Origin of the sequence: Anaerococcus senegalensis JC48 (assembly GCF_000321005.1) — a bacterium.
Lineage (GTDB): Bacteria > Bacillota > Clostridia > Tissierellales > Peptoniphilaceae > Anaerococcus > Anaerococcus senegalensis.
On record NZ_HE578909.1, the window covers coordinates 13,705 to 37,928 of the forward strand.

Genomic DNA, 24,224 nt, shown 5'->3' on the forward strand with positions numbered 1-24,224 from the left:
AGATGATTTAAGATTTTAAGCTTTCGGGTATAATTTTATTAAGGAGTGTTTATGACAAATTTTGATAAAGAAAATGAAAAATCTTTGGAAAATAGCCTAAATAAGGCTATAAACGACATGGATTTTTCTGATATTAGTGAAAAATTAAAAAATAGCTTAGATAATTTTATTGATAAAACTATGGCTTTTATAAATTATAGACCAAATAATAAAGCTCTAGTACAAACCAAAAACCCTCAGGTTTGTGTGCAAAATTTACCCGAAAAAACCAAATCTGGACTTTTGAAAACTGGTGGCATTTTTTCATTTATAGTAACTTTTGCATCTAGCATGTCTTTTATTGATGGAGATCCTGATATGTTTTCAAATTTAATTATGGCTATAGTTTTTGGAGTTTTTGGAGTTTTTTCTTGGAAAAGAGCAAAGGAAATTGACACAATTTCTAAAGATTACACTAGATTTCTAAGAGAGCTTGGTCATAATACTGTAATTCCCGTAAGAGATTTGGCATCATCAGTTCAAAAATCTGAAAAAGATACAATAAAAGAGCTTATGTATATGATGGATAAGGGATATTTTAAACAAGCAAGAATTGTAGAAAATGATTCATTGTTTTTGCTTGATATCCCAACTTTCAAATTATACAAAACTCAAAAGTCCCAACTTCCCCATACAAGTTATGAGGAAAATAAAAAAATAGAAAATCAAGCACATGATGAAAACAGCAAAAATAAAGCTGAAAATATATTAAAAACTTCAAGGGAAAACTTAAATTCGATCAATCTTTCAATTTCAAGAATAAAAAACAGAGATTTTCTTGAAAAGGTAATAGAGATTAAAAAAACCATAGAAAACATTGTAAATATAGTAAAAAGATATCCAGAAAAGTCCTATATTTTGGATAAATTTATCGATTATTATTTGCCAACAACTGTCAAATTAATTGATGCCTATACAGAATACGAGATAATGGAATCAAATGATCCAAAAATTAAAAATTCTCTTTCAGAAATAGAATCTTCCATACAAACAATCAATGAGGCCTTTGGAAAAATCCAATTGGAACTTATGGAAGATAGGACTATGGATATAAAGACTGATATAGATACAATGAAGCTTTTGTTAAATCAAGAAGGATATTTAGAAAAAGATTGGAGCAAAGATGAGTGATATTAAATTAAGGTTAGATGGAGCCGACCAAGATCCAAAACTAGAAGAAGTTTCTTATGACAAAAAAATTAAAATAGATAAATCTATCAAATTTTCACCAGAAGAAGAAAAACAAATTGACGATTTTTCTAAAAAAATAAATCTAGAAGATTCAAATATAATTTTACAATATGGGGTTGGAGCTCAAAAAAAGATTTCGAATTTTTCAGAAAAAACTTTAAACACCGTAAAAAATAAAGATCTTGGTGAAATTGGTGGGCTTTTAGATAGTGTAGTAACTGAGATAAAATCAATGGATCAAGATGATAGTGGAGTTTTTGGATTTTTTAAAAAACAAAAATCTAAAATGGAAAATATGAAATTAAGATATCAGTCAACAGAAAAAAATATTGATGAAATTTCCAAGGCCTTGGATAATCATCAAATAACTCTGCTTAAAGATATTTCCATGCTAGATCAAATGTATGAATTAAATGAAGATTACTACAAGGAACTTTCTATGTATATAGAAGCTGGAAATAGAAAACTTCAAAAAACTTTCGAAAAGGATATTCCTGAGCTTGAAAATAAGGCGCAAACATCAAATCTTCCAATGGATGCTCAAAAGGCAAATGACCTAAAAGCTCAAGCAAATAGATTTGAGAAAAAACTTCACGATCTAGATTTAACAAGAATGGTTTCAATGCAAATGGCTCCACAAATTAGGATGGTTCAATCATCAAATTCAATTATGGCTGAAAAAATCCAAACAACAATTGTAAATACAATTCCTCTTTGGAAAAATCAAATGGTTCTAGCCCTTGGCATGAGCCACACAGAACAAGCAATACGCGCCCAAGAAGCTGTAACAAATCTAACTAATGATTTATTAAAATCAAATGCTGACAAATTAAAACAAAACACAATCGATACAGCAAGAGCAACAGAACGCGGTATAATAGACCTTGATACAATCAAACACACAAACGACACTTTGATTGAAGCCATCGATGAAGTAAGAACTATTCAAATAGAAGGAAAGAAAAACAGAGAAGATGCCAAAAATGAACTTGGTAGACTTGAAGAAGAATTAAAAAGAAATTTATTAAAAAATAGTTAGGAGAAAAAATGGCAGAAAAAATAGAATTCAAATTTGACACTCAGCTTTTAATAGCAGGAGAAGATTTAGACGAAGACGAAATTTTTGATCATATAACAGAAAATTTTGAAGGAGATAGTCTCCTTGCAGTTGGAGATGAGGATTTAATAAAAATTCACTTTCACACAAATAGACCATGGGAAATATTAGAATATGGCCAATCAATTGGAGATATATTTGATGTAGTAGTAGAAAATATGCAAAGACAAGCAGATGGACTAAAAGGATAAAGAAAAAAGACAGGAATTTTTCCTGTCTTTTTGTTTGTCTTGGAATAAAAAATTATACTCTGAGATCTCTCGACTCATTTCATTCGCTCGAGATGGGTATGTGTTCGATTTTTTTATCGTCAAAGTTTATATATTAATAATGCATGTGTCCTACTTTTCTTTTTACCTATCAAATTTTTTAAATAATAAATAAACCAAAATTACACTAATTAAAGAAATTCCAATCACATAAAGATAACCAAAATGCCATTTTAACTCTGGCATATTTTCAAAATTCATTCCATACCAGCCGGTTATTATTGTGATTGGTGTAAAAATCGTAGTAACAACCGTCAAAACTTTCATGGTATTATTCATAGAAAGATCCATCTTTGATGTATAAGAATCTTTTACATTTGTAATATATCCACTTAAATAAGAAATATTTGAAGAATATCTTTCAACTCTAAATAAAACTGATTTTAAATGCTTTATATCATCGTCATCAAAAATTTCATTTTCATTTTCCATAAAAACTTCCAAGGTATCAAGAAGTCTTTCGTAGGAAGCATACAAATTAAGGGCCTTGTGCCTGTTATCAGAAATTACTTCTATACTATTTCTGAAATTTCTATTTTTTATAATAGCATCTTCTACATCAGCTGTTGAATTTTTAATTTGGTTAAAAATTCTTGTATGATTATTAACTAGAGAAGTAATAAAATATTTCAAAAGTCTTCCTGGAGACCTTGCTGAAAATTTCTTTGTAAGCATTTTTCTAAAAGCCTCTGTTGTTGATTGATCTCTATCATATAAATCAACAATAATAAGCCTATTATTTTCTATGTAAAATCCTATTAGGTCTGATGTTTCAAGATTTCCCATAATATCCAGCATTTCAAGAATGGCAAAGGTATAATTATCTTCAACTGCCATATAAGATTTTTTTGCAGTATCTGACATAAGTAAATCAATTATGGCATCATCTAGGTTATAAGTTTTGGCAAAATCAATAAAGCTTGCCTTGCCCAAATACATTAAGTAAAAATCATCATCTTCTATAACATCATAAAAACTGGATATATCAGTCATTTCAAACCCATTATCCGTATCAAATTTATATATATAATCCATTTTTTCTCCTTTGTTAGGAAATTTTATATATCTATTATAACTATATGAATTATAAAAAATAAGTCAAATAATCATTAATATGAAAAAGACAGGAAATAAATCCTGTCTTTAAAAATCTTTATTTTCAAAAATTTTAATTGAAGAAAAAATTGAAAGTAGATGAAAAATTATAGTTATGGCAAATATCAATAGAGCTAAAAGAGTCTTATCCATGCTTAAACCCTTATTTACATATTCCAAAATCCATTCTTTGTTTGAAGAGATGGTTGAGAAAAATGCAAATACGACAAAGTATAAAATCACAAAGATAAACCTTGCCTTTTCTGCCCCAAACTTATACATCAAAGGAAGTTCAATAACCCCAACTATGCTAGTTATGAAAAATAGGGATGATATAATTAAGAGCATGGGGATTTCTTTTGTAAGAGGATTTTTGTCAAATCCAACTACAAAAGCTAGACCTATTGCAAAAAGAGCCATAAATAAAATCATCAAATACCTTGAAATAACAATTTTTTTCCTAGAAATTCCACTTGATACTAAATATTTATTTGTTGAATATTGGTTGTCAATTCCAAAAACCATACCCAAAAGTATTACTGGAACTAGGATAAAAAATAAGGGAATTAAAACCAATTGATTTTCCTTATAAAAATAAAGTCCCAAGGCAATTATAATTACAAATTGTAAAATTAAGGCTTTTTTTATTGAAATCAAATCTTTATATATCAAGGCTTTCATTGTATTTCTCCTTTATCATGTAAACCATAATCTCCTCAACACTTGCCTTTTCAACCTCAAGACTTTCAGGAAGTAATTGTTTTTTTACCAAACATTCCTTGCCAAATTTATAATCTCTCACAGAAATTATGGCACTTTTATCTAGGCTCTCAAATTCTTCTTTGGAAAGAGAAACTATACCGTACTCTTCCTCCAAAATATCCTTACTTTCTACAAAAATTAATTTTCCCCTATGTATAAAGGCAATTCCATCAGCAATTTTTTCCAAATCTGACAATATATGGGATGAAATCATAATGCTATTATTTTCATCTTGGATAAATTCTAAAAGTATATCCAAAATATCATCCCTTGCAACAGGATCGAGCCCGCTTGTCGCCTCATCCAAAATTAAAAGCTCTGCCTTATGACTTAAGGCCAAAGTCAAAGACAATTTCATCTTCATACCTCTAGAAAAAGTAGAAATTTTCTTTTTTTCTGGAAGATTAAATCTTTTAACAAGCTTATTAAATTTTTCCTTCTCCCAATAATTTCCATAATACATAGCATGAAATTTTTCCACTTCATTAATGTTAAGCTCTTGGGGAAAGAAAAAATCTTCAAAAACAAAGGCAATTTTTTTCTTCTCATCTTCTGTCAAATCTTCAATTTTTTTACCAAAAATATAAATTTGCCCAGAATCTTTTTTCATATCTCCTAAAATCAACTTTATTGTAGTAGATTTTCCAGCTCCATTTTCTCCAATATATCCAAGGATAGACCCTCTTTTGATATTTAAATCCAAAGGTCCAAGATAAAAATCATTCAAAGATTTGCTAAGGCTTTTTATTTTTAATATATCATTCATAATCTTGCTCCAATATATCTATAAGAGAACTAATTTCTTTTTTTGAAATTCCTGCAAGTTTAGACAATTTAATAACTTCTCTTAGATGGTCTTCAATTTTTAATGAAAATTTCTCTCTGATTAATTCTGGATTTTGATCTTTAATAAAATTTCCTTTTCCAGGAACAGAATTAATAAGTCCATCTTTTTCAAGTTCATCATAAGCCCTTTTCGTTGTAGCTACACTAACTCTAAGCTCTTTTGCCAAAAGTCTAATAGAAGGTAGGGCCTTGTCTTTTTCTATCTCGTCATTTAAAATTGCATCTCTTATTTGATTTTTGATTTGTAAATATATAGGATCTTTACTCGAGTATTTGATCTTAATATCCATTTATTCCTCCTACTGTTCATAGTGTACATTAACAGTTAAAGATTGTCAAGTCCTAGCCTAAAGCTAGCTATTTAAAAATTAAATTTATTTTAATTCCTATAAAAATCAAAACTTTCATATGAATTTTTTTATTTTTAAATAAAAAAACACCCATTTCGGGTGAAAGTAAAGTCTAGCTTTTAAACTTTTCTTCATTCGAAATGGGGTTTTAATTTTTATTTTACAAAATCATTGTACCATTGGTGGATTAATTTGATGTGACCTCTTTCTTCTGCCTCAACTCTATCGATTAATTCTGGTTCAAAGTCAGGAACTATTGTTCTTACTTCTTTAATAAAAAGAATTGTATCTTTTTCAATTCCTATAGAAAATCTATAAATATCTATTGGATCATCTCCAACATTTGATGAATCAAAATTAAATATTTGATCAATCATTGATTGGATATAAGATTTGTATTCATCATCGTATTCTTTATCAATTGATTGGTTGTTATCAATTTTTTCTGACAAATTTTTGTATAAAACTTCGTGATGAGTTTCTTGCTCAGCTAAAAATTCAAAGAATTCTCTATTTTTTTTGTCATCTGAGAATTTTTTTGCCATTTCTTCATAAAATTTTTGACCATTTTGTTCTAGTTTTACTAATGTTTCTAGTAAATCTTTTGGTTGAAATTGTGATCTCATATAAGCTCCTTATTTTACATTTTTGTGATCTTCTACTTTCATTACATTTATTGAAGATCTATATTCTTTTTCTGTCCAATTAATTCTATCAGCTATTAGACACTCTGGATTTAAGTCAACATCTTTTAACATCATTTTTTTGAAAGTTGGGAAACCTACTCTATCTATTAAATGTCCACCATGCATATAAACAGGTTTATTATCAAGTACATAGGCAGAGAAATCTTTCCAATTTTTCATCATTTGAATTACAGCATCTTCGTCCATCCATCTTGCGAACATTTGTCCCATTCTTGGGAATTGCTTTCCGGTTCTTCCACCAATTATTACATTCCACATTTTTCTATCTGGTCTTTTCCATGCAGAATTTGGACATCTTGTTACACATTCTCCACATCCAACACAGCAACATGGATCTTTATCTACTTTACCTTGTTCATTTAGTGATAATACCCTTGTTGCTACAGCTTTGCATCTATCAACACAAGCTCCACAACCTATACAACGATCAATATCATAAACTGGCTTTGTAACACCAATAAATCCAAAATCTGTAAAGTGAGCTTTTACACAGTCATTTGGGCAACCTGTAACTGCAACTTTTATTTGATAAGGTGATTCATATATTATTTTTTCTAATTTATCTGCAAGTCTTTGTGTATTTTGTGCAGCTTTTATACAATGTCTTCCACCAATACAAGCCATAATATTTCTTGGCCCAATATATGGATATCCTTCGTCATTGTATACAATTTCTACATCTCTGCTTCCTTCAATTTCTTCTATGTATGGTCTTATGATTTCATTTACTTTTGGAATATCTTCGTATTTTATTCCTGTAATATTAAAAGTTTGTCTTGTACCAAAATGAAAATTTCCATCTCCATATTTTTGACAAAGCATTTGTACCATTTCTAACCATTTTGCATCTACCAAAGCTCCAGGAGATCTTAATTGTAGTAAAAATTCCCCAGGTATTTTAGATTGGCGATAACAATTATTTCTAACTTTTGCTACATTAATATCTAATGTCATAATCTCTCCTTAATCTAGTAAGTCTTTTGCAACTGTATAAGGGAAAACTGGGCCATCTAAACAAACATATGTTTCATTTATTCTACAATGTCCACATTTTCCTACTGCACAAGACATTTTTCTTTCAAAACTTGTCCAAATTTTATCTTCTGTTACACCTTCTTTTATTAAGGCAAGAGATGTAAATTTCATCATAATTGGAGGGCCTACCATAACTACTGCATAGTTTCCATCAAATGATTTTAACGGAAGATCAGGAATAAATGCTGTTACCATTCCTTTTTTAAATCCATCAACTTCTTCATTATCTAGTGAATAAACAGTACTTATTTTTTCTTGATTTTTCCATTCTTCTAAATTTTCTTTGAACAAAACTGATTCATGATTTTTAAATCCTAAAATTAAATTTAATGATTCGAATTCATTTGGATTTTCTTTTATGTATTCTATTAAACCTTTTACAGGGCTTACTCCTGTACCACCAGCAATAACAATTACATTTTTACCTTTCAATTTATCAATTGGCCAACCATTTCCATATGGTCCTCTTAGATAAATTCTATCACCTGGAGTTGATTTGAAAAGCTCAGATGTAACTTCACCAACATTTCTTATAGTCATTTCTACATAGCCTTCTCCCATTCCTGAAACAGAAATTGGAGCCTCACCAATTTTGGCAAGAGATACTTGTAAAAATTGACCAGGTTCTACTTTTTTATCAAATTCTACTTTGAAAGTCCATTCATTATTTGTGTGTTTTTTGATATCCAAAATTTCATAAGATTTTGGTAAAACATAATTTAAATAATCATCTGTTGATCTTTTTATTTCATTTTTTTGCATTATTTTACCTCACTTCTTACTTTTTCTAATTCTTTACTTACCTTGTTAATTGTTTCTGGATAAGAAATCAATTGTGGGCAGTGAGCTGAACATCTTCCACAACCTACGCACATTGGGCCATCGCCAAATCTCTTGTTGTGAGCGTAGATTTTATGCATGATTTTATATCTGTATCTTTCTTTCAATTGGTTTCTAAAATGTCCACCACCAGCTACAAGATCAAAATCTTTAGTCATACAAGATGCATTTGTTCTTCTTCTTTCACCAACACGTCTATTTAAAGTATAAGTAACATCTCTTGTTGTAAAACATGTACAAGTTGAACAAGAAGTTGTACATGATCCACATCCTATACATCTTGAATTATATTCATCCCAAATATCAGAATTTGCAATTAAATTTGCTTCTTTATCATCTTTTATTTGCGGGAATATAACTTTTAATTCGTTTTCTTCTGGGAATTTCAAATCAAACTTTTTATTTGAAAATGCTGATAAGTCTAAATCATCTTCTACTTTTATATTCATAGATCCATCATCATTAAATCTAAATGCATATGTATAATTATCTGTTTTGTTTGCATCACATGATACACAAAAACAATTTCTATCAAGGTCTGATTGGCATTCTAATAGAGCGTAATGAACTTTATTTTTACGTCTTTTATAGAACATATCTTCGAATGGTCCATTTTTTATGAAAATATCATCTAAGTGTTTAATCGCATTTATATCACAAGCTCTTGCAAAAACCAAAACTTCTTTTTTGTAAGGTTGTTTTGTTTCTGTATAATCATCTTCTGTAAAGTAAAATAAGTTTTCAGTCATTGGAAGTAGAGCTTCCTTAGCTGAATATGTAGATTTTTCTTTATACTCTATTTCATCAAAACTTTGTACATTTTCGTACATTATTGTATCCATATTACAATATCTTCCACCATTTTTTATTCTTTTTGGTGCAAAAATTGTGTATTTGGATTTTAGGATTTCAAATAAATCCTTGGCCTCATCTTTTTTGATAAGATAATCTGTATAAGCCATATATCCTCCTAAAAATAATTTAAGAAATTTGATAGCAAGTATCATCTTCCTATGAAACTTAAAAAATTTTATAGACACCTATAAAATTTTTTAACAAACGTTATTTTATTACAAATTAAGTATATCATTAAATAATAGTTAATAAAAGTATATCAATAATAAATTTTGAATTATATATTTTTTTAAATTAATTATTTGAAATTTCAATATTTATCAAATTAAAAAAGTCTAGTATAAAACTAGACTTTTTATTATTGAATATCTGTTAATAATTCTGTTAAGATATATCCTTCATATTCTCCATAAGAAACTTTTGACCATTCACCACTAATTTCTGTCCTTTGTATTTCTACTCCAGGCTGAACAGTTGCTACAATTTCTGATTCTGTATCCATTTCTCTTCTTATATTTGAAATATCTTTTACAGTAAATATTCCTTGAGCATTTTCTTGATTATTTTCTTCTTTTGGATTTTCTACATTTTCATTTTGATCATTAGAATTATTTTTTTCATTTTCAACCTTTTCCAATGACCCTTCTTGTGTATCAGAAGGTGTGCTTTCTTTTTTAGAATCATTATTTTTTTGATCTTTATAACTTACACTTGTTGATATTGGATTTGATTTTTTATTTTCATCTGGGTGTCTTTGTGATACATATTCATCTTTTTTGCATGCTGAAAGTGTCAAAGACAAGGCTAATATTAATAAAATTTTCTTTTTCATTTTTTCTCCTTAATTATCTGTAGTAATTATGCCAGATATTTCGCAATCCACATTTTCAAGCTTTCTGATTGATGAATTGAGTCTTTTTTTTCTAAAATCTTTTTTATTGGCTAAGACAATTACAAAATCTGAAAGGCTTGGATAAAAATTTGCATCATCGTAATTTTCGTTATTTGATGTATCCAAAAATATATAGTCATATTTTTCTTTTAATGAAGAAAATATACTTTCTATCCTCTCATAGTTCATAATGTTATGAACATCATCTCTTTTATTTGGAGCAAGAATTAAATCTAAATTTTTTTGAAAATGATCTTTTACTATAAAGTTTTCATATGGTTTTTCTTTTTCTAAAATATCAAAAAATCCTCTATCAAAATCAATATCGCAAAGCTCTCCAAGTACTGGATTTCTAAAATCAGCCTCAATTATTATTACTTTGTAATCATCTTTCGATAAACTTCTTGCAAGATTTAAAATCAATGATGTTTTGTTAATCTTCTCGCTTGATGAAACAAATTGAACTAATGAATTTTTCTTTGTAATTTCCAAAAAATTTTTCTTTAACTTTTCAAAAGATTTGATTATTTCGTCATTTTTTTTGTTAAACATCTATATCACCATCATCATATTTTGGAATATCTGCTATTATTGTATATTCTTTATTATTTTCTTTATTTTCGTAAATTTCTAAATCTTCTTCATCTTCATTAGCGCTATCTACATATTTAAAAGATTGGTCATAGTCAATTTTTTCTTCTTGAATTTCTTCATTATCATAATTATGGTCTTCTACTTGTTCATCTACATCATATTCTTTGACATATGAATCTTCAAAATTTTCTTCATTTATAACATCTTCGTATGAATCTTCTTCGTATTCATAATTATCTGTACCATCTTCTTCAAAAACCACTTTTCTAACAAGTCTTTGATCGGTATTATCTTCATCTTCATCAATTTTAGAATTTCTAATAAATAATAATAGAGATCCAAAAATAAAATATGTTAAAAATCCTGCAAGACCCATTTTTAATACGTCTTTGTTGGTTGTTTTAACTAAAGTTGCATTTGGATAAGCATGATCAATTATAAATGAATCTGCCTTATACAATTCATTAATTACAGAAACTGTTATTTCTGCATATTCATCAGCTATATCTTCTGCCCTAAGTTTTACAGAATCTTCCACATTTATATTTAAAATGTGAGTATTTGGTATAGCTTGTATTTGCACTTTTTTATCTAGATCTGCTTCATTTATATCTAGTTTTAAATTTTCTATTACTCTTTTTTTGATTGCATTAGAATTTACTGTCTCTGCATAAGTAAAGGTAGTCTTATCTTGATCTTTTATTTTTTCATTTGATGTTGTAAGTATTTTTGCTTGAGCCTTGTATTTTTTAAATCCAAAACGATCAGATAAAAAATAAAATCCAATCCCAAGTATAAGCCCAAAAATTAAAGACTTTTGTATAACAACAAATATCGATTCTTTCTTTTTCATCCTAACCTCCAAAATATTTTGCCCCTTCTAGCATTTTTTTTCTTGCTGTCTTTTTATCAATTTTTTCCATGAATTTTTCATGATTTTTCAAAAAATATTCTATATATAGCCTATAAGATTTTGGGAAAAGTGCTTTTGCAAGTTGACCTTTATCAAAAAACATTTTTTCATTATAGCCATTAAACCATGTAGAATTATCATTGTAAACTTTTGCTATAAGCTTTGTTGAAGTTCTAAATTTTAATTTATTTTTAAAACCATCTCTTATAAATAAGGAATCTTCACCGGACCCATTTTCAGTTCCTGCTCCAAAATATGTTGAAAATGACATATTATATTTTTCAATTTTTTCTCTTCTAAATACAAAATGAACAGATCCATATTTTAATGAATTAAAAAATTTCAACTCCCCATCGTTTTTCACCTTAATAATCTCTTTATTATCTTGATAAATTATTGTTTTCATTATAAAAAAGTCAGTATCAGGATGGTTTTTAAATTCACTTTCTATCTTTTCAACATAGTCATCTTCAAATACTTCATCATCATCGCACAAAACTATTAGATCAGCCTTAGAATTTAATAGCCCAAGATTTCTACTCCTACCAAGTCCCCTGGTATTTGTTGAAATCATTCTAATTTTATTTTCCTTATCATAAATCTCTTCATAAGAATTATGATCTGTTTGATTTATAATAAGACAATCAGAGTTTATATTTAATTTTTTATAAAAATCTATGGATTTTTGTCCCATAGTCGATACTAATACTTCTATTTTCATATTATCTTGTTGATTCCGCCTTTTCCCAAGTTGGTTTTGACTTTCCACTTATCTCATTATAAGCTCCCTTAATTTGAGCAAGCATCATAAGGCTATAATATAAGGGAAAATATAAAATTTTTGACTTTGAGTTTGTAATATGTCCCAAAAATGCCAAAAGATAAAATAAAATTTGTCCTAGCATTGTTATTTGATAAAAAATTCCACTTTTTACTAAAAATATATTTACAACAAATAAAACTATATGGAAAAATGCTTGTAAAAATCTTAAAGTTTTATGATTAAAATGGAAAAATGAAAACCAGCCATACTTAAATATATTTAGTCTTTTCAAATTTGTAAAAATATTGGTAAAGATTCTTCTTTGCATCCTTACTTTTCTTTTAAATTCATCTTTTGTTGTTGCTCCTGCTTTTTCTACAGCAATTGCATCCTTATTAAACAAGGCTCTTTTTTTATTTAGCCCTGCATAAAGAGGCATTTCATAATCATGAGATGAAACTAAATTATAATGTCTATAATCTTTTTTTCTACAAGCATAAATAGCACCATTTCCTGCTGCTATGGTAGAAATTTTTGATTCAATCTCACGCATTCTAAGTTCTAAATCCCAATAAGTATTTTCTGCAACAACTGATGATATTTGATCATCTTTTTTATAAATTAAGGATCCACAAACATATTCAACATCATCAGATGTAAAATATGATACCAATTCTTTAATTGCATCTTCCTTAAACATTGAATTTGCATCAGAAAATACAATAATTTCTCCATTAGCTACATGGACTGCCTCATCTTGAGCATTAGTTTTTCCAAAATGATCTTTTGCAGTATTAATTTTTATATCAAATTTCGGATGATCTTTAATAAATTTTTCGCAAATTTCTACTGTCCTATCATCAGAACAATCATTTGCAATAATTATTTCTAGATTTTCATAATCTGATTTAATAATATTTTCAAGTTTTTTCTCAATTACCTTTTCTTCATTATAGGCAGATATAACCATTGATACCTTGGGCCTATAAGAATAATCTTTTTTATTTTTTCTTTTTAAAATTTTATCTAAAACAATTAAAGTTAAAGGATAGCCAATCATTGCATAAAAAAGTGCAAAGGCTGAAATCCAAAACAAAATTTTCATATAAATTCCTCTTTTTTTCAAATTCTCATATTCTAATTTTACACTATAAGCTGATTTTTTTAAAGTTTTAGAAATTTAAAAAAGACGGTTTAAACCGCCTTTTAAATTTTTTTATTTAATTATTATAAAATATAAAAATACTATTATAGCAAGACCTATTCTATATTTTCCAAAAATTATAAAGTCATTTTTTTGAACATATGATATAAATTTCTTTATTACTATATAAGCAACAATAAAACTTAATATCATTCCAATGATTATTAATATCCATTCATAACCTGTAAATCCTGATACATTTTTAATAACTTTTAATAAAGTTGCTCCAAGCATAGTTGGAATTGCCAAAAAGAATGAAAATTCTGCACTAGCTGATCTTGAAAGTCCCAAAATCATAGCACCAATTATTGTTGCAGCTGATCTTGATGTTCCTGGAATCATAGCCAAAACTTGAAAACATCCTATGAAAAATGCTGTTTTATATGAAATTAAGGAAAGATTATCTATCCTTTTTTTGTTTTCATTTTTATTTTTCTTTTCAAGTAAAATTATTCCAATTCCCCACAAAAATAACATTAGGGCAACTACCATAGGATTAAATAAATAAGCATCTATTATATCATCTAATAATAATCCCAAAACTCCTGCAGGAATTACACCAATTATTACTCTTTTCCAAAGATCCATTGTATCTTTATGTGGATGAGTTAATCTGTAATATATTTTTGATTGACCATTTAAATTTTCATAATTTTTCGGAAAATATTTTTGAGTCTTTTCAAAATCCCAAGGGTTTAATTTTCTAAAGTATAAAACTACTACTGATAAAATTGCCCCTAATTGAATTATTACATTAAAAGCATTGGCAAACTTTTCTGGTTCAAGTTTTACAAATTCATTTACCAAAATTAAATGCCCAGTTGATGAAACTGGCAAAAATTCGGTGACCCCTTCTACAATTGAAAGGATAAATACTTTTATTAAATCTAAAATCATTTTTCAAATTCCTCCAAAAATGAATGTTTTTCACCATTTATTTGATATCCCAAAATCATATCGCAATTTACATTTTCTGCTGATCTTAGAATTGATTTTTCTATATTTGGTATGTCATCTTTTAATTCTTCAATAAGATTTTTTATTTTTTTCTTGTATAAGACTCACTTTTTTTTGTAACAGTGCAAGCACAATTTAGGGCATTTAATCCAATATAATCACGCCAAGCTATTACATCTTTTTCTTCTATAAAATACATGGGTCTTATAAGTTCCATTCCATCAAAATTTTGCGCTAATAATTTTGGTTTCATTGTTTTAAAGTTTCCAGCATATAAAACATTCATAAGTGTTGTTTCTATTGCATCATTCATGTGATGACCCAAAGCTACTTTATTACATCCAAGCTCTTTTGCCTTGGCATACAAAAATCCTCTTCTCATCCTAGCGCACATATAACAAGGATAATCTCCAGAAATTTTTTCGCTAATTTCGAAAACATCTGAATCGAAAATTTTAGCTGGAATATTTAAATATTTTAAATTTTTTTCCAAAAGATTTCTATTTTCCTCATCATAACCTGGATCCATACAGATATATTCAACTTCAAAATCTACATTTGAATGTTTGTGCAATTCTTCTACAAGTTTTGCAGTTAAAAGTGAATCTTTTCCTCCAGAAATTGCACAAGCAACCTTGTCTCCTTCATTTATTAATTCATATTTTTTTACAGCCTTAATAAATTTTGACCATATTTCTTTTCTATATTTTTTTATTATTGATCTTTCTATTTCTACTAATTCCATTATAACTCCACTATAGTTGAAGGTGCATGTCTTTTTGCAACTTCTAATTTTATATCTCTATTTGTATCTAGTCCACAAGATTTTAGGTAATTGTCTACTGTTATTTTACAAAGCTCTTTCGAATTATTCGTTTCTGATAAATGGGCTAGAAAAATTTTTTCATTTTTTCCTTCTAAAGCATCTGCCAAAAATTTAGCTGATTGATCGTTTGATAAATGTCCCATTTTTCCCATAATCCTAATTTTCATAGGATATGTATAAGGTCCTCTTTTTAAAGCTTCCAAATCATGGTTTGCCTCAAAATAATACACATCAGATCCTTTTATTTCATTTAAAATCCTATCATCAATTATTCCAGTATCGGTTAAAACAGTAATTTTTTTATTATCCAAATATAAAATGAAACCAACAGGCTCATTTGCATCATGATGAATTGAAATTGGAAAAATATCAAAAGAATTAAAATTCAAAAATGAATTTGACTTAAATAATTTAATATTTTCTTCTTTCAATTTTCCACATCTTTTTATAAAAGAAAGCCAAGTTCCCTTATTTGCATAAATTGGAATATCATATCTTCTACTCATAACAGCAGCTCCTTTTACATGATCCGCATGTTCGTGAGTTAAAAAAATTGCATCTATATCGTTTGGCTTTTCACCGATTTGAGATAAAAGATTTTCAATTTTTCTTCCAGAAAATCCACAATCAATCAAAATCTTTGAACCATTGTGTTCAACAAAAACAGAATTTCCTGAAGATCCTGAAGCTAGAGAACAAAATTTACTCATAATACTTCCTATCTATTATTTTAAAAATATTTTAACATAAAAATATGTAAGATTTTAGAAAAATCTTACATAAATAACTAATCATATAATACTTTTTTTAAATTAACTTTCAATCACTTGTCAAAAAATACTTTTTCCAAAATATCAAAAACTCCATCTTGGTCATTTGAATAATCTGAAACAATATCAACCATTTCTTTTACACTTTTTCTACCATTTGAGCAAGTTGCAGAAATTCCTGCAATTTCAAGCATTGACTTATCATTATTAGAATCTCCAATAGCAAGAGTTGAATTAATATCAATATTTAAAATTTTACAAAGTCTCTCAAGAGCTTGCCCCTTGTCAGCTTCTTTATTTAAAACCTCAAAAACTTCCGGCACATTTCTTACAGTTTGATAAGTTTTCAAAAGATTTTTATTGTGATTTTTTTCAAATTCATCAACTATTTCCCTATCACCCATAATTGTAATTCTATCAACACTTTGATTTTTATTTTTCTCATCAAATTTTTCAATAGGCATTTTTAAAAGTTTTGATTCAAATTGAAAATGTTTATTTATATTGTCGCTATTATTGTACAAATTATATTTATTATAAATTCCAATTTGAAGCTTGTCATTTATTATTTTTTTAAGATTTAAATAATCATCTATATGAAGGATTTTCTTGGAAATATCTGATTTGTCCTTGTTTTTTATAACAAGAGATCCGGTATTGGTTATTGAATAATCATCATTAGAAAATAAATTCAAACGATCAAGAATCCAAGAAAATCCACCCACAGGTCTTCCAGTTGCAATTACAACAAAAATCCCCTTATCTCTTAATTTTTTTATAATTTTAAAATTTTTCTCAGAAACATTTTTATCAGAACTCAAAAGCGTCCCATCAAGGTCGATAGCTACAAGTTTTATATTTTTATCCATTTTTACTCCTAACTTAAATCTATTTTTATTCTATCACATAAAATTATTTATTTTAAAATATAAAAAATAAGCCCTATTATAAAGGCTTATTAATAAAATTTTTTATTAATTTATTCTTATCAGAAATTTCTTTTTCTATATTTTTATAATAATCTCTTAGATTTCTTTCGTTTCTATATTTTTTCCCATTCATTAATTTTGAATTTGCATTCATTCCAAGACCTATTATATTTTCTAGCTCTTCATTTATCAAAATATTATATCTTTGAGCGGTATTCCCTTTTTCGTAACCTACATTTTCCAAATTTCCTATAATATTTTTTTGCCTATAAAGATAATAGGGTTCATATGAATTTTCTTTGGTAAATTTTTCTATATCTTTTGAAATTTTTATAGCATCATTACTATTTCCATTTATATTTTCTTCAAAATATTTAGACCCAACTTTTTGAGCTAGAGCGTGAAAAGTTATATTATCAGGATTTAAATCCTTTAAAATTTCAAAATTTTTCCTAAAACTTTCTCTACTTTCTCCAAAAAGACCAATTATAAAATCCATATTTATAATAAAACCCAAATCTTTAGCATACTCATAAATTTTTATAAAGTTTTCAAAATCAATCGGCCTATTTACATTTTCTAAAACATTTTTTGAAAAAGTTTGAGGATTTAGAGAAATTCTTCCTACATTTTTTTCCTTAAATAAGTCCAATTTTTCAAAATCTAAGGTATCTTCTCTGCCTGCTTCTAAGGTAAATTCGTCAAAAGTAAATTTTTCATTTAATAAAGATAAAATCTTATCCAATTCTTTAACAGATAAATTTGAAGGAGTTCCTCCTCCTAAATAAATTGTATCCAATTTTTGATCTATCTTTATCCCTTTTATTTCTTTTAATAAAAAATCTACATATTGATTTTTATCTACTGCCTTTGACACAATAGTAGGATAAGAACAGTACCTACACCTTTGAGGGCAAAAAGGAATATTTATATAAAGATTAAAAGATTTTGGATTAAAATTTAGTCTATCCTGGCTTTCTTTTACACTTTTTAAAAGATTAATTTTTTCATCACTTACTTTATAAATATTTTTCAAATCTTCTAAACTGTGATTTTTGAGAAGTTTTGATGGTTTTGACCCTGTCAAAATTCCCCAAGGAGAAGATTTTTTTGATTCATCTTTTAAAATTTCAAATAAAATTTCTTTTAATTTTAAATTAGAATCAAAAAAGTAAGACTTATCTTTTGTAGTAATAAGTCCATTTTTAATTGAAATATCACCATTTTCTTCTACAAAAGAAAAGTCTTTTTTATCATAAAAAATATTTAAAATATCATATACAATTTTTCTTAAATTTTCATTTTCTAAATATATTTTCATATTTCTTTTACTATTTTCCTAGCCCAGTTTTGATCTATCACTTCTGTATTTTTTATATCTATGAAAGGAATATATTTTTCATACAAACTTTCATACAAATCGCTTATAAAGGGCATTTTAAATTTACCCTCTTTACTATTTATAATAAATTCATTATCTTTATAATAAATTTTTAAAATATCATCATTATTAAATTTAAAATCTGGACTTTGCATCAATACCAATTTCATTATTTCAACTATATTATCAATTTTTCCATCATTAAAAATCGAAATTTTTTCTTTCAAATCATTATCATCTTGGCACATTCTTATCAAAAAATCACTAGCCTTATTTTTATTAAACTTATCCAAAAGTTTCAAAGAAGACTTAAAAGCAAGCTGATTTCTTTTTTGACTAAATTTAGGATCATTTACAAACATTAATTTTTTGTCATTATCTGTATAAACATACCTATAATTTAATTTAAATAATTTTTTACAAGAAGGACATTCGATAAGGCCAATATTTTCTAGAAAATCTTTAGCATTTATAGAAAAAACTGCAGTTGGCAAAGATTTTGTAAAATTTGCCCCACAAGATGGACATGATAATTTAAAATCTTTATTTCTATTATCTATTTTTTCATTATTTTTTATATATGATAAAAATTCATCAAGTGATGAAAAAACCAAGTCTGCTTGACTTTTAATAAGCTCAGATTCATCCAAATCAATTATTAAAACGACTTTAGCGCCACTTTTTTTGGCTGCTTTTACTCCTGCCAAGGAGTCTTCAATAATATAAGTTTTATTTTTATCTGCACCAATTTTTTCCATTGCCAAATTAAAAATTTGCGGATCAGGTTTTCCTTTTGTGATATCATCTGATGAAATTATTTCATCAAAATAATCTCTCACTCCTTCCCTATCAAGTAAAAAATCAATTCTACTTTTTATAGAAGATGATGCAAGAGCAATATTTTTATTATTTTCTCTCAAATATAATAATAAATTCAAAAGTCCTGGTTTTTTTAAACTGTAATCAAGCTCATTAAATTTTTTATCTCTCAATTCATTTAAATTTTTACGTATTCTAATAGCCTCTTTTTCATCCATGGAAAAATTTTCTACCATATAAGCTATTGATTCATTGCTTTGTTTACCAGATAAACGAACTTTATCTTCTAATCCAAAAATAAATCCTTCTTTTTTTGCAATATCTAACCAAGTTTGATAATAAAATTTTTCAGTATCAAAAATGGTTCCATCCATATCAAAAATAAAATTATCCATATTAAAACTCAATTAAATTCAATCCCAATTCTTCATCAAATTTTCTATTGATATCACCATCAATTATTGTTACAAAAATTTCTGCTGTCAAAGAAATTACAGCTTCATTTAGATGTCCTGCTATAGCGTCTCCAGAAATTCCTCCAGTTAGAGCATTGGTTTTCGCTTTTCCACAAGTAATGTGTAAATGAGTATAAAGTTTTCCATCTTTATTAGAAATATTTCCACAAAGATTTGCAATTTCTAAATCTTCTTCATATTTTTTTATTTTATAATCTTTAGTTTTTGGGTCAAAAAGTCCAAGATCAAGATTATCAGTTGCCCCAATTCCTGTCAAAAAACCTGCCTTAACATTTTCTTTTTCAAGAATATTTCTAACAGATTCAACAAGCTTGTCGCCCTTTTTTAATCTAATAACTAATTTATCACCAAATCTTTTATAAATCATAAAAAAATCCTTTCATTTTTCAATTTGAATTTCGCATTCTTTAAACATTATACCCAAACATAAGATAGTTGTTGATTTTTAAAATTAAATTTTTAATTTTTATTTTTAAAATAAATTATTTTATTAAATTAATACTTCGTAATGTTAGAGCGGAGGAAATGGGGGAGTTTCGATTCTCCCCCTTTTTTCTCCCCTTAACGACCCCCTCTTTTTTGCCCCCCTGCAACCGACCATTGCATGGAGCTTTTCTTGTAAGAAGCTTCGCTTCTTTCAAGTTTTTAAAGTTTAATTGCTATTTAAAAATAATTATGATTTCGGGTAAATTCTTAGAGAAATTTTTTTAACCTTAGTAGTTATTTTTTCTCTTTTAATGAACTTTGAATTTATTTTCGGTATTTATTTTTATTAAATTCGGATAATTAAATTAAAAAGTGAAAGAAACGTAAGTTTCTTTCTAATTTTTGCTCCCTGCAAGGGCCGGTTAAGGGGGTTCGTTAAAAGGGGTTTAAGGGGAAAAATTGTGGGGACAATCGGAAGTCCCCTAATCTGTCCCCTTAATAACGAAGAATTATATAATTACGAAAATAAAATATAAGATTAAAAAATCAAAAAAATCAGCATTTAAAAAAGGACTATTTCTAGTCCATTTTTACTCTTTTTGCTACTGCAATTGCAAATATACTTGCAACTATTACAGAAATTATTCCGTTTATTGAGGAAACTCCCAGTTTTTGCAAAACTTCTACCATATTTGCTTCAAATGATAAGCCCATAGCTATTTTATTTTTTATAAATGTGTACAATAAATAAAGAATTATATATGTTACTTGCCCACAAAATCCAGCAAGGGCTGCTTTTAATTTTTCGTTTTTAATTTTTACTTTTTTAAAGACTAGACCTGCAACAAAACCCATCATAAATTTATTTATGAAAGTAAATGGAGCTGATGCAAAATAAAGTGGATTTGTTAAATCAAAAATTGCAGAACCTATTCCTGCAGCAAGTCCACCAAGTCCTGGTCCTAAAATTATTCCTCCTAAAAGACAAAATACATTTCCCAAATGAAATCTTGTATCTCCCATTGGTGTTTTTAGTGGAATTTGAAAAAATGCTGAAAAAATAAATACCAAGGCTATAAAAAGTCCTGTGTATGTAATTTTTTTTGTAGTTAATTTATTCATAAATCCTCCCAATAAATTTATTATTACTAATCAATTATATATTATATTTTAAATTGTGTAAATATTTCATTTTCTCTTATAAATTTTTATAAATATTCAAAATTTACTTTCTTTAATTTCTTAAATTTTATCGTAAAATATTAGAATGTAACATGGGTTACAGAATTTTATTTATTTTTTTAATATAATGAATTTAAAATAGTTTAAAGGAGTTTTAAATGAGTGAATTTTTAGGACCAATACATTTTATGATGTATGATAAGATAAAGTTTCAAGATAAAATAACAAATTTTATTTTGGATGGAAATACAAAAGAAATCGATGAAAAAATTTCCCCTGTTTCAACAGATAATTTGGAAAATTTAATCGACCAAGAAAATATTCACGGTTGGCTTGATTCAAAAATTGATGTTGTTGAAAATAGACTTGCCTATGCAATAAAAAATAGTCAAGACACAAAAGAAAAGTTATTTGAATTTGGAAAAAAACAAGCAGATGGAAAAAATTTCTCTAATTATAATGAAATTTTTGAGGATTTAAATACAATGATGCTTGATGGAATGCCTTGTGATAACGGACTTTCTGCAACAATCGATGAAAATGGAGATTTATTTTTAATTACAAATGTAAATACTCACGAAAAATATTTCAAAGATTTTATAAATCCAGATGATTCTCTTTCAAATACTTGTGAAGGAGGCCACAGTCACGATCACCACGAAGCTTTTGAAATTAATAAAAATGGTTTTGAATTAAAAGAAGAAAAATCCCCATACCATGAATTTAGATATGAATTTTTGAAGGGATATTTCCATAATTCCCCTTATGGAGTAGACCTTGTTGGTGGAATTAATTATAGGATTTACAAAAAATAAATCAGAGTTTAAAAAGAGCAAGAATAAACTTGCTCTTTTTTATCTATTATTTTTTATTTTTTTAATTTTTAATTTTTTTCCTCTTCCAAATAATTTGTTTGTTGAATAATTTAGAATGTTTTTCTTATATACTCTTGCAGCAACTATATACATTAGAATTATTCCAAGCAATAAAATTACTAGGGAAATCATTCCTTGGAAAAGACTTGCATTTTCGTAAATCAATCTCATTGGCATGAAAAATGTTGATAAGAATGGAATATATGAAAGTATTTTTATAAATAAATTTGGTTCGCTTCCTACAAATGATGTTGAAATAAAATAGCAAAACATTATTATTAGCATAATTGGTGTTGCCATTTTTCCAGCGTCTTCTTGTTTTTGTACCAAAGATCCAAGCATGGCTGAAAGGATTATATATAAAATCAATCCCAAAACCATAAATAAAACTATTTCAATAACCAAGTTTGTGTTTATTCCCTTGAATAAATCAGAAATATTTAAATCTAACATTGAACTTATCTTATCATAAAAACCTGTAAATTTAATTATAGCAAATCCTACAAGTCCCAAAATTAAATATATGCCAAAATGAACGAGCATGGCAAGGATAGTTCCAAAAATTTTTCCTGCCATATAAGTTCCTGCCCTTACTGATGAGAAAATAAATTCAAGCATTTTTGATCCCTTTTCTATTGCTATATCTTGCATTATTATTTGTGAATAAAAAATTAATACAAAATACATAACAAAAATTGTAGCAAATAGAGCAACCATATTTCCAGGATTTTTTAGATTATCTTTTATTTCATGAAGCTTAACTTGAGGTTTTTGGCTAATTATTGCATTTTGCTTGGCATTTATATTTGAATTTTTCAAGTTTTCTTTTCTTTGCATGGACTCTGCCAAAGAATTTATAACAAGCATTGGGGTTTTTGCTGTTGTATCTCCATAATAATCAAAATTTAAAAGTCCATCTTTATTTTTCACTTCAAGGTAAGCTGAAATTTCCTTATCATCAAGGGCTTTTTTGGCCTCATTTTTTTCCTTAAATTCAAAATCTACCATAGGATTATTTTGGAAATTTTCCTTATATTTCTCCTCACTTACAATAGCAATTGTGTCAGGAGTCTTGGTTGAATAGGAAATATAAGAAACTATTCCAATAATTACTGCCATTATAAAAGGCATAAGAACCATAACCCAAAAAGAACCAGATTTTAGATGTTTTTTTAAGGTATCAATAGATACAGTCATAAATCTATTCATTTTCTTCCACCTTTCTTGCAAAAATTTCATTTAATGTTGGAGGTGATTGGTCAAAATATGGAACAAAACCTATACTATCGACAATTTTTTTGAAAATTATCTTAGCATAATCCTCTTCTTTTAAAATAAAAGTCCATTTATCTCCATCTTGTGAAATCATTTCAATATTTTCGTCATTTAGGAAAAACAAATCCTCGCTTGATTCAACAACTAATTTATTCCTTTCATAAGAATTTCTGATTTCTTGAGGAGATCCGTTTAAAACTATATTTCCTTTTTTTAACATGATTAATTTTTTGCAAAGACTTTCCACATTTTCCATATTGTGAGATGAGAACATAATTGTTGTTCCTTCTTTGTTTACATCTTTAATTATTTTTTCCAAAAGTCTAATATTATATGGATCAAGACCTGAAAATGGCTCATCCAAAATAACAAATTCTGGTTTATAAATTAAAGCACATAGAAGTTGAACTTTTTGTTGGTTTCCTTTGGAAAGCTCTTTTATTTTTGATGATAATTTTCCATCAATTTCAAAATAATCAAACCATTCTTTTAATTTTTGATCTGAAATTTTTTCCATTTTATTTAATTTTGCAAAATATCTAATTTGATCTTCAACTTTTCTTTTAGGATCTAAAGATCTTTCCTCTGGCAAAAAACCAATTTTTTCTAAAGGAACTTTTGAAAATTTCTTGCCATTATAAGTAATATTACCTTCATATTTTGTATAAAAGTTCATTATACATCTAAATAGGGTCGATTTTCCTGCACCATTTTGGCCTATAACTCCAAAAAGTTCCCCATCTTTTACTTCAAAATCTACTCTTTTTAAAGCATCAAGATCGCCAAAACTTTTACTTAGCTTATCTACTTTTAGCATAAATGCTCCTTAATTTTGT

26 protein-coding genes and 1 pseudogene are annotated in these 24,224 nt (G+C 27.1%); 4 read left to right on the forward strand and 23 right to left on the reverse strand.

Annotation, left to right across the window (positions count from 1 at the left end):
- Nucleotides 1-51 precede the first annotated feature (51 nt).
- Genes ASHG_RS07850 through ASHG_RS07860 form a run of 3 tightly spaced genes read left to right on the forward strand, consistent with a single transcriptional unit; the run spans nucleotide 52 to nucleotide 2,538 of the window.
- Nucleotides 52-1,170, forward strand: a complete 1,119-nt coding sequence (locus tag ASHG_RS07850) for a 5-bromo-4-chloroindolyl phosphate hydrolysis family protein (RefSeq protein WP_040398733.1) — start codon at nucleotides 52-54, stop codon at nucleotides 1,168-1,170.
- Nucleotides 1,163-2,269: a toxic anion resistance protein gene (locus ASHG_RS07855; RefSeq protein WP_040398734.1), complete on the forward strand. Its 1,107-nt coding sequence runs from the start codon at nucleotides 1,163-1,165 to the stop codon at nucleotides 2,267-2,269. Before ASHG_RS07850 ends, ASHG_RS07855 begins: the two co-directional genes overlap by 8 nt.
- Before the next feature lie 8 nt (nucleotides 2,270-2,277).
- On the forward strand, nucleotides 2,278-2,538 hold the full coding sequence (locus tag ASHG_RS07860) for a dihydroxyacetone kinase (RefSeq protein ID WP_040398735.1): 261 nt from the start codon (nucleotides 2,278-2,280) through the stop codon (nucleotides 2,536-2,538).
- Nucleotides 2,539-2,700: 162 nt separating this feature from the next.
- On the opposite strand, the gene ASHG_RS07865 is transcribed toward ASHG_RS07860, so the two are convergent.
- The 21 genes and pseudogenes from ASHG_RS07865 to ASHG_RS07965 all read right to left on the reverse strand — a co-directional run bounded on the left by ASHG_RS07865 (nucleotide 2,701) and on the right by ASHG_RS07965 (nucleotide 21,178).
- Nucleotides 2,701-3,651 (reverse strand): magnesium transporter CorA family protein, encoded by a 951-nt coding sequence (locus tag ASHG_RS07865; protein ID WP_040398736.1) that lies wholly within the window; start codon nucleotides 3,649-3,651, stop codon nucleotides 2,701-2,703.
- A gap of 108 nt (nucleotides 3,652-3,759) precedes the next feature.
- Nucleotides 3,760-4,392 carry an ABC-2 transporter permease gene (locus ASHG_RS07870; RefSeq protein WP_040398737.1) on the reverse strand — a complete coding sequence of 211 codons (633 nt, stop codon included), beginning with the start codon at nucleotides 4,390-4,392 and terminating at the stop codon, nucleotides 3,760-3,762.
- Nucleotides 4,373-5,239 carry an ABC transporter ATP-binding protein gene (locus ASHG_RS07875; RefSeq protein WP_040398738.1) on the reverse strand — a complete coding sequence of 289 codons (867 nt, stop codon included), beginning with the start codon at nucleotides 5,237-5,239 and terminating at the stop codon, nucleotides 4,373-4,375. The genes ASHG_RS07870 and ASHG_RS07875 overlap by 20 nt, the downstream gene beginning before the upstream one ends.
- Nucleotides 5,232-5,609, reverse strand: coding sequence for a GntR family transcriptional regulator (locus ASHG_RS07880; protein WP_040398739.1), 378 nt, complete (start codon nucleotides 5,607-5,609; stop codon nucleotides 5,232-5,234). The genes ASHG_RS07875 and ASHG_RS07880 overlap by 8 nt, the downstream gene beginning before the upstream one ends.
- 215 nt (nucleotides 5,610-5,824) lie before the next feature.
- Entirely contained in the window at nucleotides 5,825-6,295 is a 471-nt protein-coding gene (locus ASHG_RS07885; RefSeq protein ID WP_040398740.1) for a ferritin-like domain-containing protein, read from the reverse strand.
- 9 nt (nucleotides 6,296-6,304) lie between these two features.
- Nucleotides 6,305-7,330, reverse strand: a complete 1,026-nt coding sequence (gene asrC, locus ASHG_RS07890) for a sulfite reductase subunit C (RefSeq protein ID WP_040398741.1) — start codon at nucleotides 7,328-7,330, stop codon at nucleotides 6,305-6,307.
- Between the two features lie 9 nt (nucleotides 7,331-7,339).
- Nucleotides 7,340-8,173 (reverse strand): anaerobic sulfite reductase subunit AsrB, encoded by an 834-nt coding sequence (gene asrB / locus ASHG_RS07895; RefSeq protein ID WP_051145908.1) that lies wholly within the window; start codon nucleotides 8,171-8,173, stop codon nucleotides 7,340-7,342.
- Nucleotides 8,173-9,213, reverse strand: a complete 1,041-nt coding sequence (gene asrA, locus ASHG_RS07900; RefSeq protein ID WP_051145909.1) for an anaerobic sulfite reductase subunit AsrA — start codon at nucleotides 9,211-9,213, stop codon at nucleotides 8,173-8,175. Before asrA ends, asrB begins: the two co-directional genes overlap by 1 nt.
- Nucleotides 9,214-9,464: 251 nt before the next feature.
- Complete coding sequence (locus ASHG_RS07905; RefSeq protein ID WP_040398742.1) at nucleotides 9,465-9,938, reverse strand: SH3 domain-containing protein; 474 nt, start codon at nucleotides 9,936-9,938, stop codon at nucleotides 9,465-9,467.
- A gap of 9 nt (nucleotides 9,939-9,947) precedes the next feature.
- On the reverse strand, nucleotides 9,948-10,550 hold the full coding sequence (locus tag ASHG_RS07910) for an AAA family ATPase (protein ID WP_040398743.1): 603 nt from the start codon (nucleotides 10,548-10,550) through the stop codon (nucleotides 9,948-9,950).
- The gene (locus ASHG_RS07915) at nucleotides 10,543-11,445 is read right to left on the reverse strand and encodes a YveK family protein (RefSeq protein ID WP_040398744.1); all 903 of its coding nucleotides are present in this window, start codon (nucleotides 11,443-11,445) and stop codon (nucleotides 10,543-10,545) included. The genes ASHG_RS07910 and ASHG_RS07915 overlap by 8 nt, the downstream gene beginning before the upstream one ends.
- A gap of 1 nt (nucleotide 11,446) precedes the next feature.
- A complete protein-coding gene (locus tag ASHG_RS07920; protein WP_040398745.1) occupies nucleotides 11,447-12,226 on the reverse strand; it encodes a glycosyltransferase in 780 nt (259 codons plus the stop codon).
- A gap of 1 nt (nucleotide 12,227) precedes the next feature.
- Nucleotides 12,228-13,373, reverse strand: a complete 1,146-nt coding sequence (locus tag ASHG_RS07925) for a glycosyltransferase (RefSeq protein ID WP_040398746.1) — start codon at nucleotides 13,371-13,373, stop codon at nucleotides 12,228-12,230.
- Nucleotides 13,374-13,484: 111 nt separating this feature from the next.
- The gene (locus tag ASHG_RS07930; protein WP_040398747.1) at nucleotides 13,485-14,369 is read right to left on the reverse strand and encodes an undecaprenyl-diphosphate phosphatase; all 885 of its coding nucleotides are present in this window, start codon (nucleotides 14,367-14,369) and stop codon (nucleotides 13,485-13,487) included.
- A pseudogene (locus ASHG_RS07935) lies at nucleotides 14,366-15,174 on the reverse strand (tRNA 2-thiocytidine biosynthesis TtcA family protein). Before ASHG_RS07935 ends, ASHG_RS07930 begins: the two are co-directional and overlap by 4 nt.
- The gene (locus ASHG_RS07940) at nucleotides 15,174-15,965 is read right to left on the reverse strand and encodes an MBL fold metallo-hydrolase (protein ID WP_040398749.1); all 792 of its coding nucleotides are present in this window, start codon (nucleotides 15,963-15,965) and stop codon (nucleotides 15,174-15,176) included. Before ASHG_RS07940 ends, ASHG_RS07935 begins: the two are co-directional and overlap by 1 nt.
- 113 nt (nucleotides 15,966-16,078) lie before the next feature.
- On the reverse strand, nucleotides 16,079-16,894 hold the full coding sequence (locus ASHG_RS07945) for a Cof-type HAD-IIB family hydrolase (protein ID WP_040398750.1): 816 nt from the start codon (nucleotides 16,892-16,894) through the stop codon (nucleotides 16,079-16,081).
- A 76-nt stretch (nucleotides 16,895-16,970) separates the two neighbouring features.
- Nucleotides 16,971-18,275 (reverse strand): coproporphyrinogen dehydrogenase HemZ, encoded by a 1,305-nt coding sequence (hemZ, locus tag ASHG_RS07950; RefSeq protein WP_040398751.1) that lies wholly within the window; start codon nucleotides 18,273-18,275, stop codon nucleotides 16,971-16,973.
- Complete coding sequence (locus tag ASHG_RS07955; protein ID WP_040398752.1) at nucleotides 18,272-19,549, reverse strand: HAD-IA family hydrolase; 1,278 nt, start codon at nucleotides 19,547-19,549, stop codon at nucleotides 18,272-18,274. The genes hemZ and ASHG_RS07955 overlap by 4 nt, the downstream gene beginning before the upstream one ends.
- Before the next feature lies 1 nt (nucleotide 19,550).
- Nucleotides 19,551-19,997, reverse strand: a complete 447-nt coding sequence (locus ASHG_RS07960; RefSeq protein ID WP_040398753.1) for a PPC domain-containing DNA-binding protein — start codon at nucleotides 19,995-19,997, stop codon at nucleotides 19,551-19,553.
- Nucleotides 19,998-20,635: 638 nt separating this feature from the next.
- Nucleotides 20,636-21,178 (reverse strand): ECF transporter S component, encoded by a 543-nt coding sequence (locus ASHG_RS07965; protein WP_040398754.1) that lies wholly within the window; start codon nucleotides 21,176-21,178, stop codon nucleotides 20,636-20,638.
- 218 nt (nucleotides 21,179-21,396) lie between these two features.
- Between ASHG_RS07965 and ASHG_RS07970 the strand changes: the two genes are divergently transcribed.
- Nucleotides 21,397-22,053, forward strand: a complete 657-nt coding sequence (locus ASHG_RS07970) for a hypothetical protein (protein WP_040398755.1) — start codon at nucleotides 21,397-21,399, stop codon at nucleotides 22,051-22,053.
- A gap of 39 nt (nucleotides 22,054-22,092) precedes the next feature.
- Here ASHG_RS07970 and ASHG_RS07975 read toward each other — a convergent pair whose 3' ends face one another.
- A complete protein-coding gene (locus ASHG_RS07975) occupies nucleotides 22,093-23,322 on the reverse strand; it encodes an ABC transporter permease (protein ID WP_040398756.1) in 1,230 nt (409 codons plus the stop codon).
- On the reverse strand, nucleotides 23,315-24,205 hold the full coding sequence (locus ASHG_RS07980; RefSeq protein WP_040398757.1) for an ABC transporter ATP-binding protein: 891 nt from the start codon (nucleotides 24,203-24,205) through the stop codon (nucleotides 23,315-23,317). Before ASHG_RS07980 ends, ASHG_RS07975 begins: the two co-directional genes overlap by 8 nt.
- Nucleotides 24,206-24,224: the final 19 nt, after the last annotated feature.

What these genes read in the sequence shown, in the direction of transcription:
- ASHG_RS07850 (WP_040398733.1), top strand. Translation starts at nt 52, where the DNA reads ATGACAAATTTTGATAAAGAAAATGAAAAATCTTTGGAAAATAGCCTA.
- ASHG_RS07855 (WP_040398734.1), top strand. Translation starts at nt 1,163, where the DNA reads ATGAGTGATATTAAATTAAGGTTAGATGGAGCCGACCAAGATCCAAAA.
- ASHG_RS07860 (WP_040398735.1), top strand. Translation starts at nt 2,278, where the DNA reads ATGGCAGAAAAAATAGAATTCAAATTTGACACTCAGCTTTTAATAGCA.
- ASHG_RS07865 (WP_040398736.1), bottom strand. Translation starts at nt 3,651, where the DNA reads ATGGATTATATATATAAATTTGATACGGATAATGGGTTTGAAATGACT.
- ASHG_RS07870 (WP_040398737.1), bottom strand. Translation starts at nt 4,392, where the DNA reads ATGAAAGCCTTGATATATAAAGATTTGATTTCAATAAAAAAAGCCTTA.
- ASHG_RS07875 (WP_040398738.1), bottom strand. Translation starts at nt 5,239, where the DNA reads ATGAATGATATATTAAAAATAAAAAGCCTTAGCAAATCTTTGAATGAT.
- ASHG_RS07880 (WP_040398739.1), bottom strand. Translation starts at nt 5,609, where the DNA reads ATGGATATTAAGATCAAATACTCGAGTAAAGATCCTATATATTTACAA.
- ASHG_RS07885 (WP_040398740.1), bottom strand. Translation starts at nt 6,295, where the DNA reads ATGAGATCACAATTTCAACCAAAAGATTTACTAGAAACATTAGTAAAA.
- asrC (WP_040398741.1), bottom strand. Translation starts at nt 7,330, where the DNA reads ATGACATTAGATATTAATGTAGCAAAAGTTAGAAATAATTGTTATCGC.
- asrB (WP_051145908.1), bottom strand. Translation starts at nt 8,173, where the DNA reads ATGCAAAAAAATGAAATAAAAAGATCAACAGATGATTATTTAAATTAT.
- asrA (WP_051145909.1), bottom strand. Translation starts at nt 9,213, where the DNA reads ATGGCTTATACAGATTATCTTATCAAAAAAGATGAGGCCAAGGATTTA.
- ASHG_RS07905 (WP_040398742.1), bottom strand. Translation starts at nt 9,938, where the DNA reads ATGAAAAAGAAAATTTTATTAATATTAGCCTTGTCTTTGACACTTTCA.
- ASHG_RS07910 (WP_040398743.1), bottom strand. Translation starts at nt 10,550, where the DNA reads ATGTTTAACAAAAAAAATGACGAAATAATCAAATCTTTTGAAAAGTTA.
- ASHG_RS07915 (WP_040398744.1), bottom strand. Translation starts at nt 11,445, where the DNA reads ATGAAAAAGAAAGAATCGATATTTGTTGTTATACAAAAGTCTTTAATT.
- ASHG_RS07920 (WP_040398745.1), bottom strand. Translation starts at nt 12,226, where the DNA reads ATGAAAATAGAAGTATTAGTATCGACTATGGGACAAAAATCCATAGAT.
- ASHG_RS07925 (WP_040398746.1), bottom strand. Translation starts at nt 13,373, where the DNA reads ATGAAAATTTTGTTTTGGATTTCAGCCTTTGCACTTTTTTATGCAATG.
- ASHG_RS07930 (WP_040398747.1), bottom strand. Translation starts at nt 14,369, where the DNA reads ATGATTTTAGATTTAATAAAAGTATTTATCCTTTCAATTGTAGAAGGG.
- ASHG_RS07940 (WP_040398749.1), bottom strand. Translation starts at nt 15,965, where the DNA reads ATGAGTAAATTTTGTTCTCTAGCTTCAGGATCTTCAGGAAATTCTGTT.
- ASHG_RS07945 (WP_040398750.1), bottom strand. Translation starts at nt 16,894, where the DNA reads ATGGATAAAAATATAAAACTTGTAGCTATCGACCTTGATGGGACGCTT.
- hemZ (WP_040398751.1), bottom strand. Translation starts at nt 18,275, where the DNA reads ATGAAAATATATTTAGAAAATGAAAATTTAAGAAAAATTGTATATGAT.
- ASHG_RS07955 (WP_040398752.1), bottom strand. Translation starts at nt 19,549, where the DNA reads ATGGATAATTTTATTTTTGATATGGATGGAACCATTTTTGATACTGAA.
- ASHG_RS07960 (WP_040398753.1), bottom strand. Translation starts at nt 19,997, where the DNA reads ATGATTTATAAAAGATTTGGTGATAAATTAGTTATTAGATTAAAAAAG.
- ASHG_RS07965 (WP_040398754.1), bottom strand. Translation starts at nt 21,178, where the DNA reads ATGAATAAATTAACTACAAAAAAAATTACATACACAGGACTTTTTATA.
- ASHG_RS07970 (WP_040398755.1), top strand. Translation starts at nt 21,397, where the DNA reads ATGAGTGAATTTTTAGGACCAATACATTTTATGATGTATGATAAGATA.
- ASHG_RS07975 (WP_040398756.1), bottom strand. Translation starts at nt 23,322, where the DNA reads ATGAATAGATTTATGACTGTATCTATTGATACCTTAAAAAAACATCTA.
- ASHG_RS07980 (WP_040398757.1), bottom strand. Translation starts at nt 24,205, where the DNA reads ATGCTAAAAGTAGATAAGCTAAGTAAAAGTTTTGGCGATCTTGATGCT.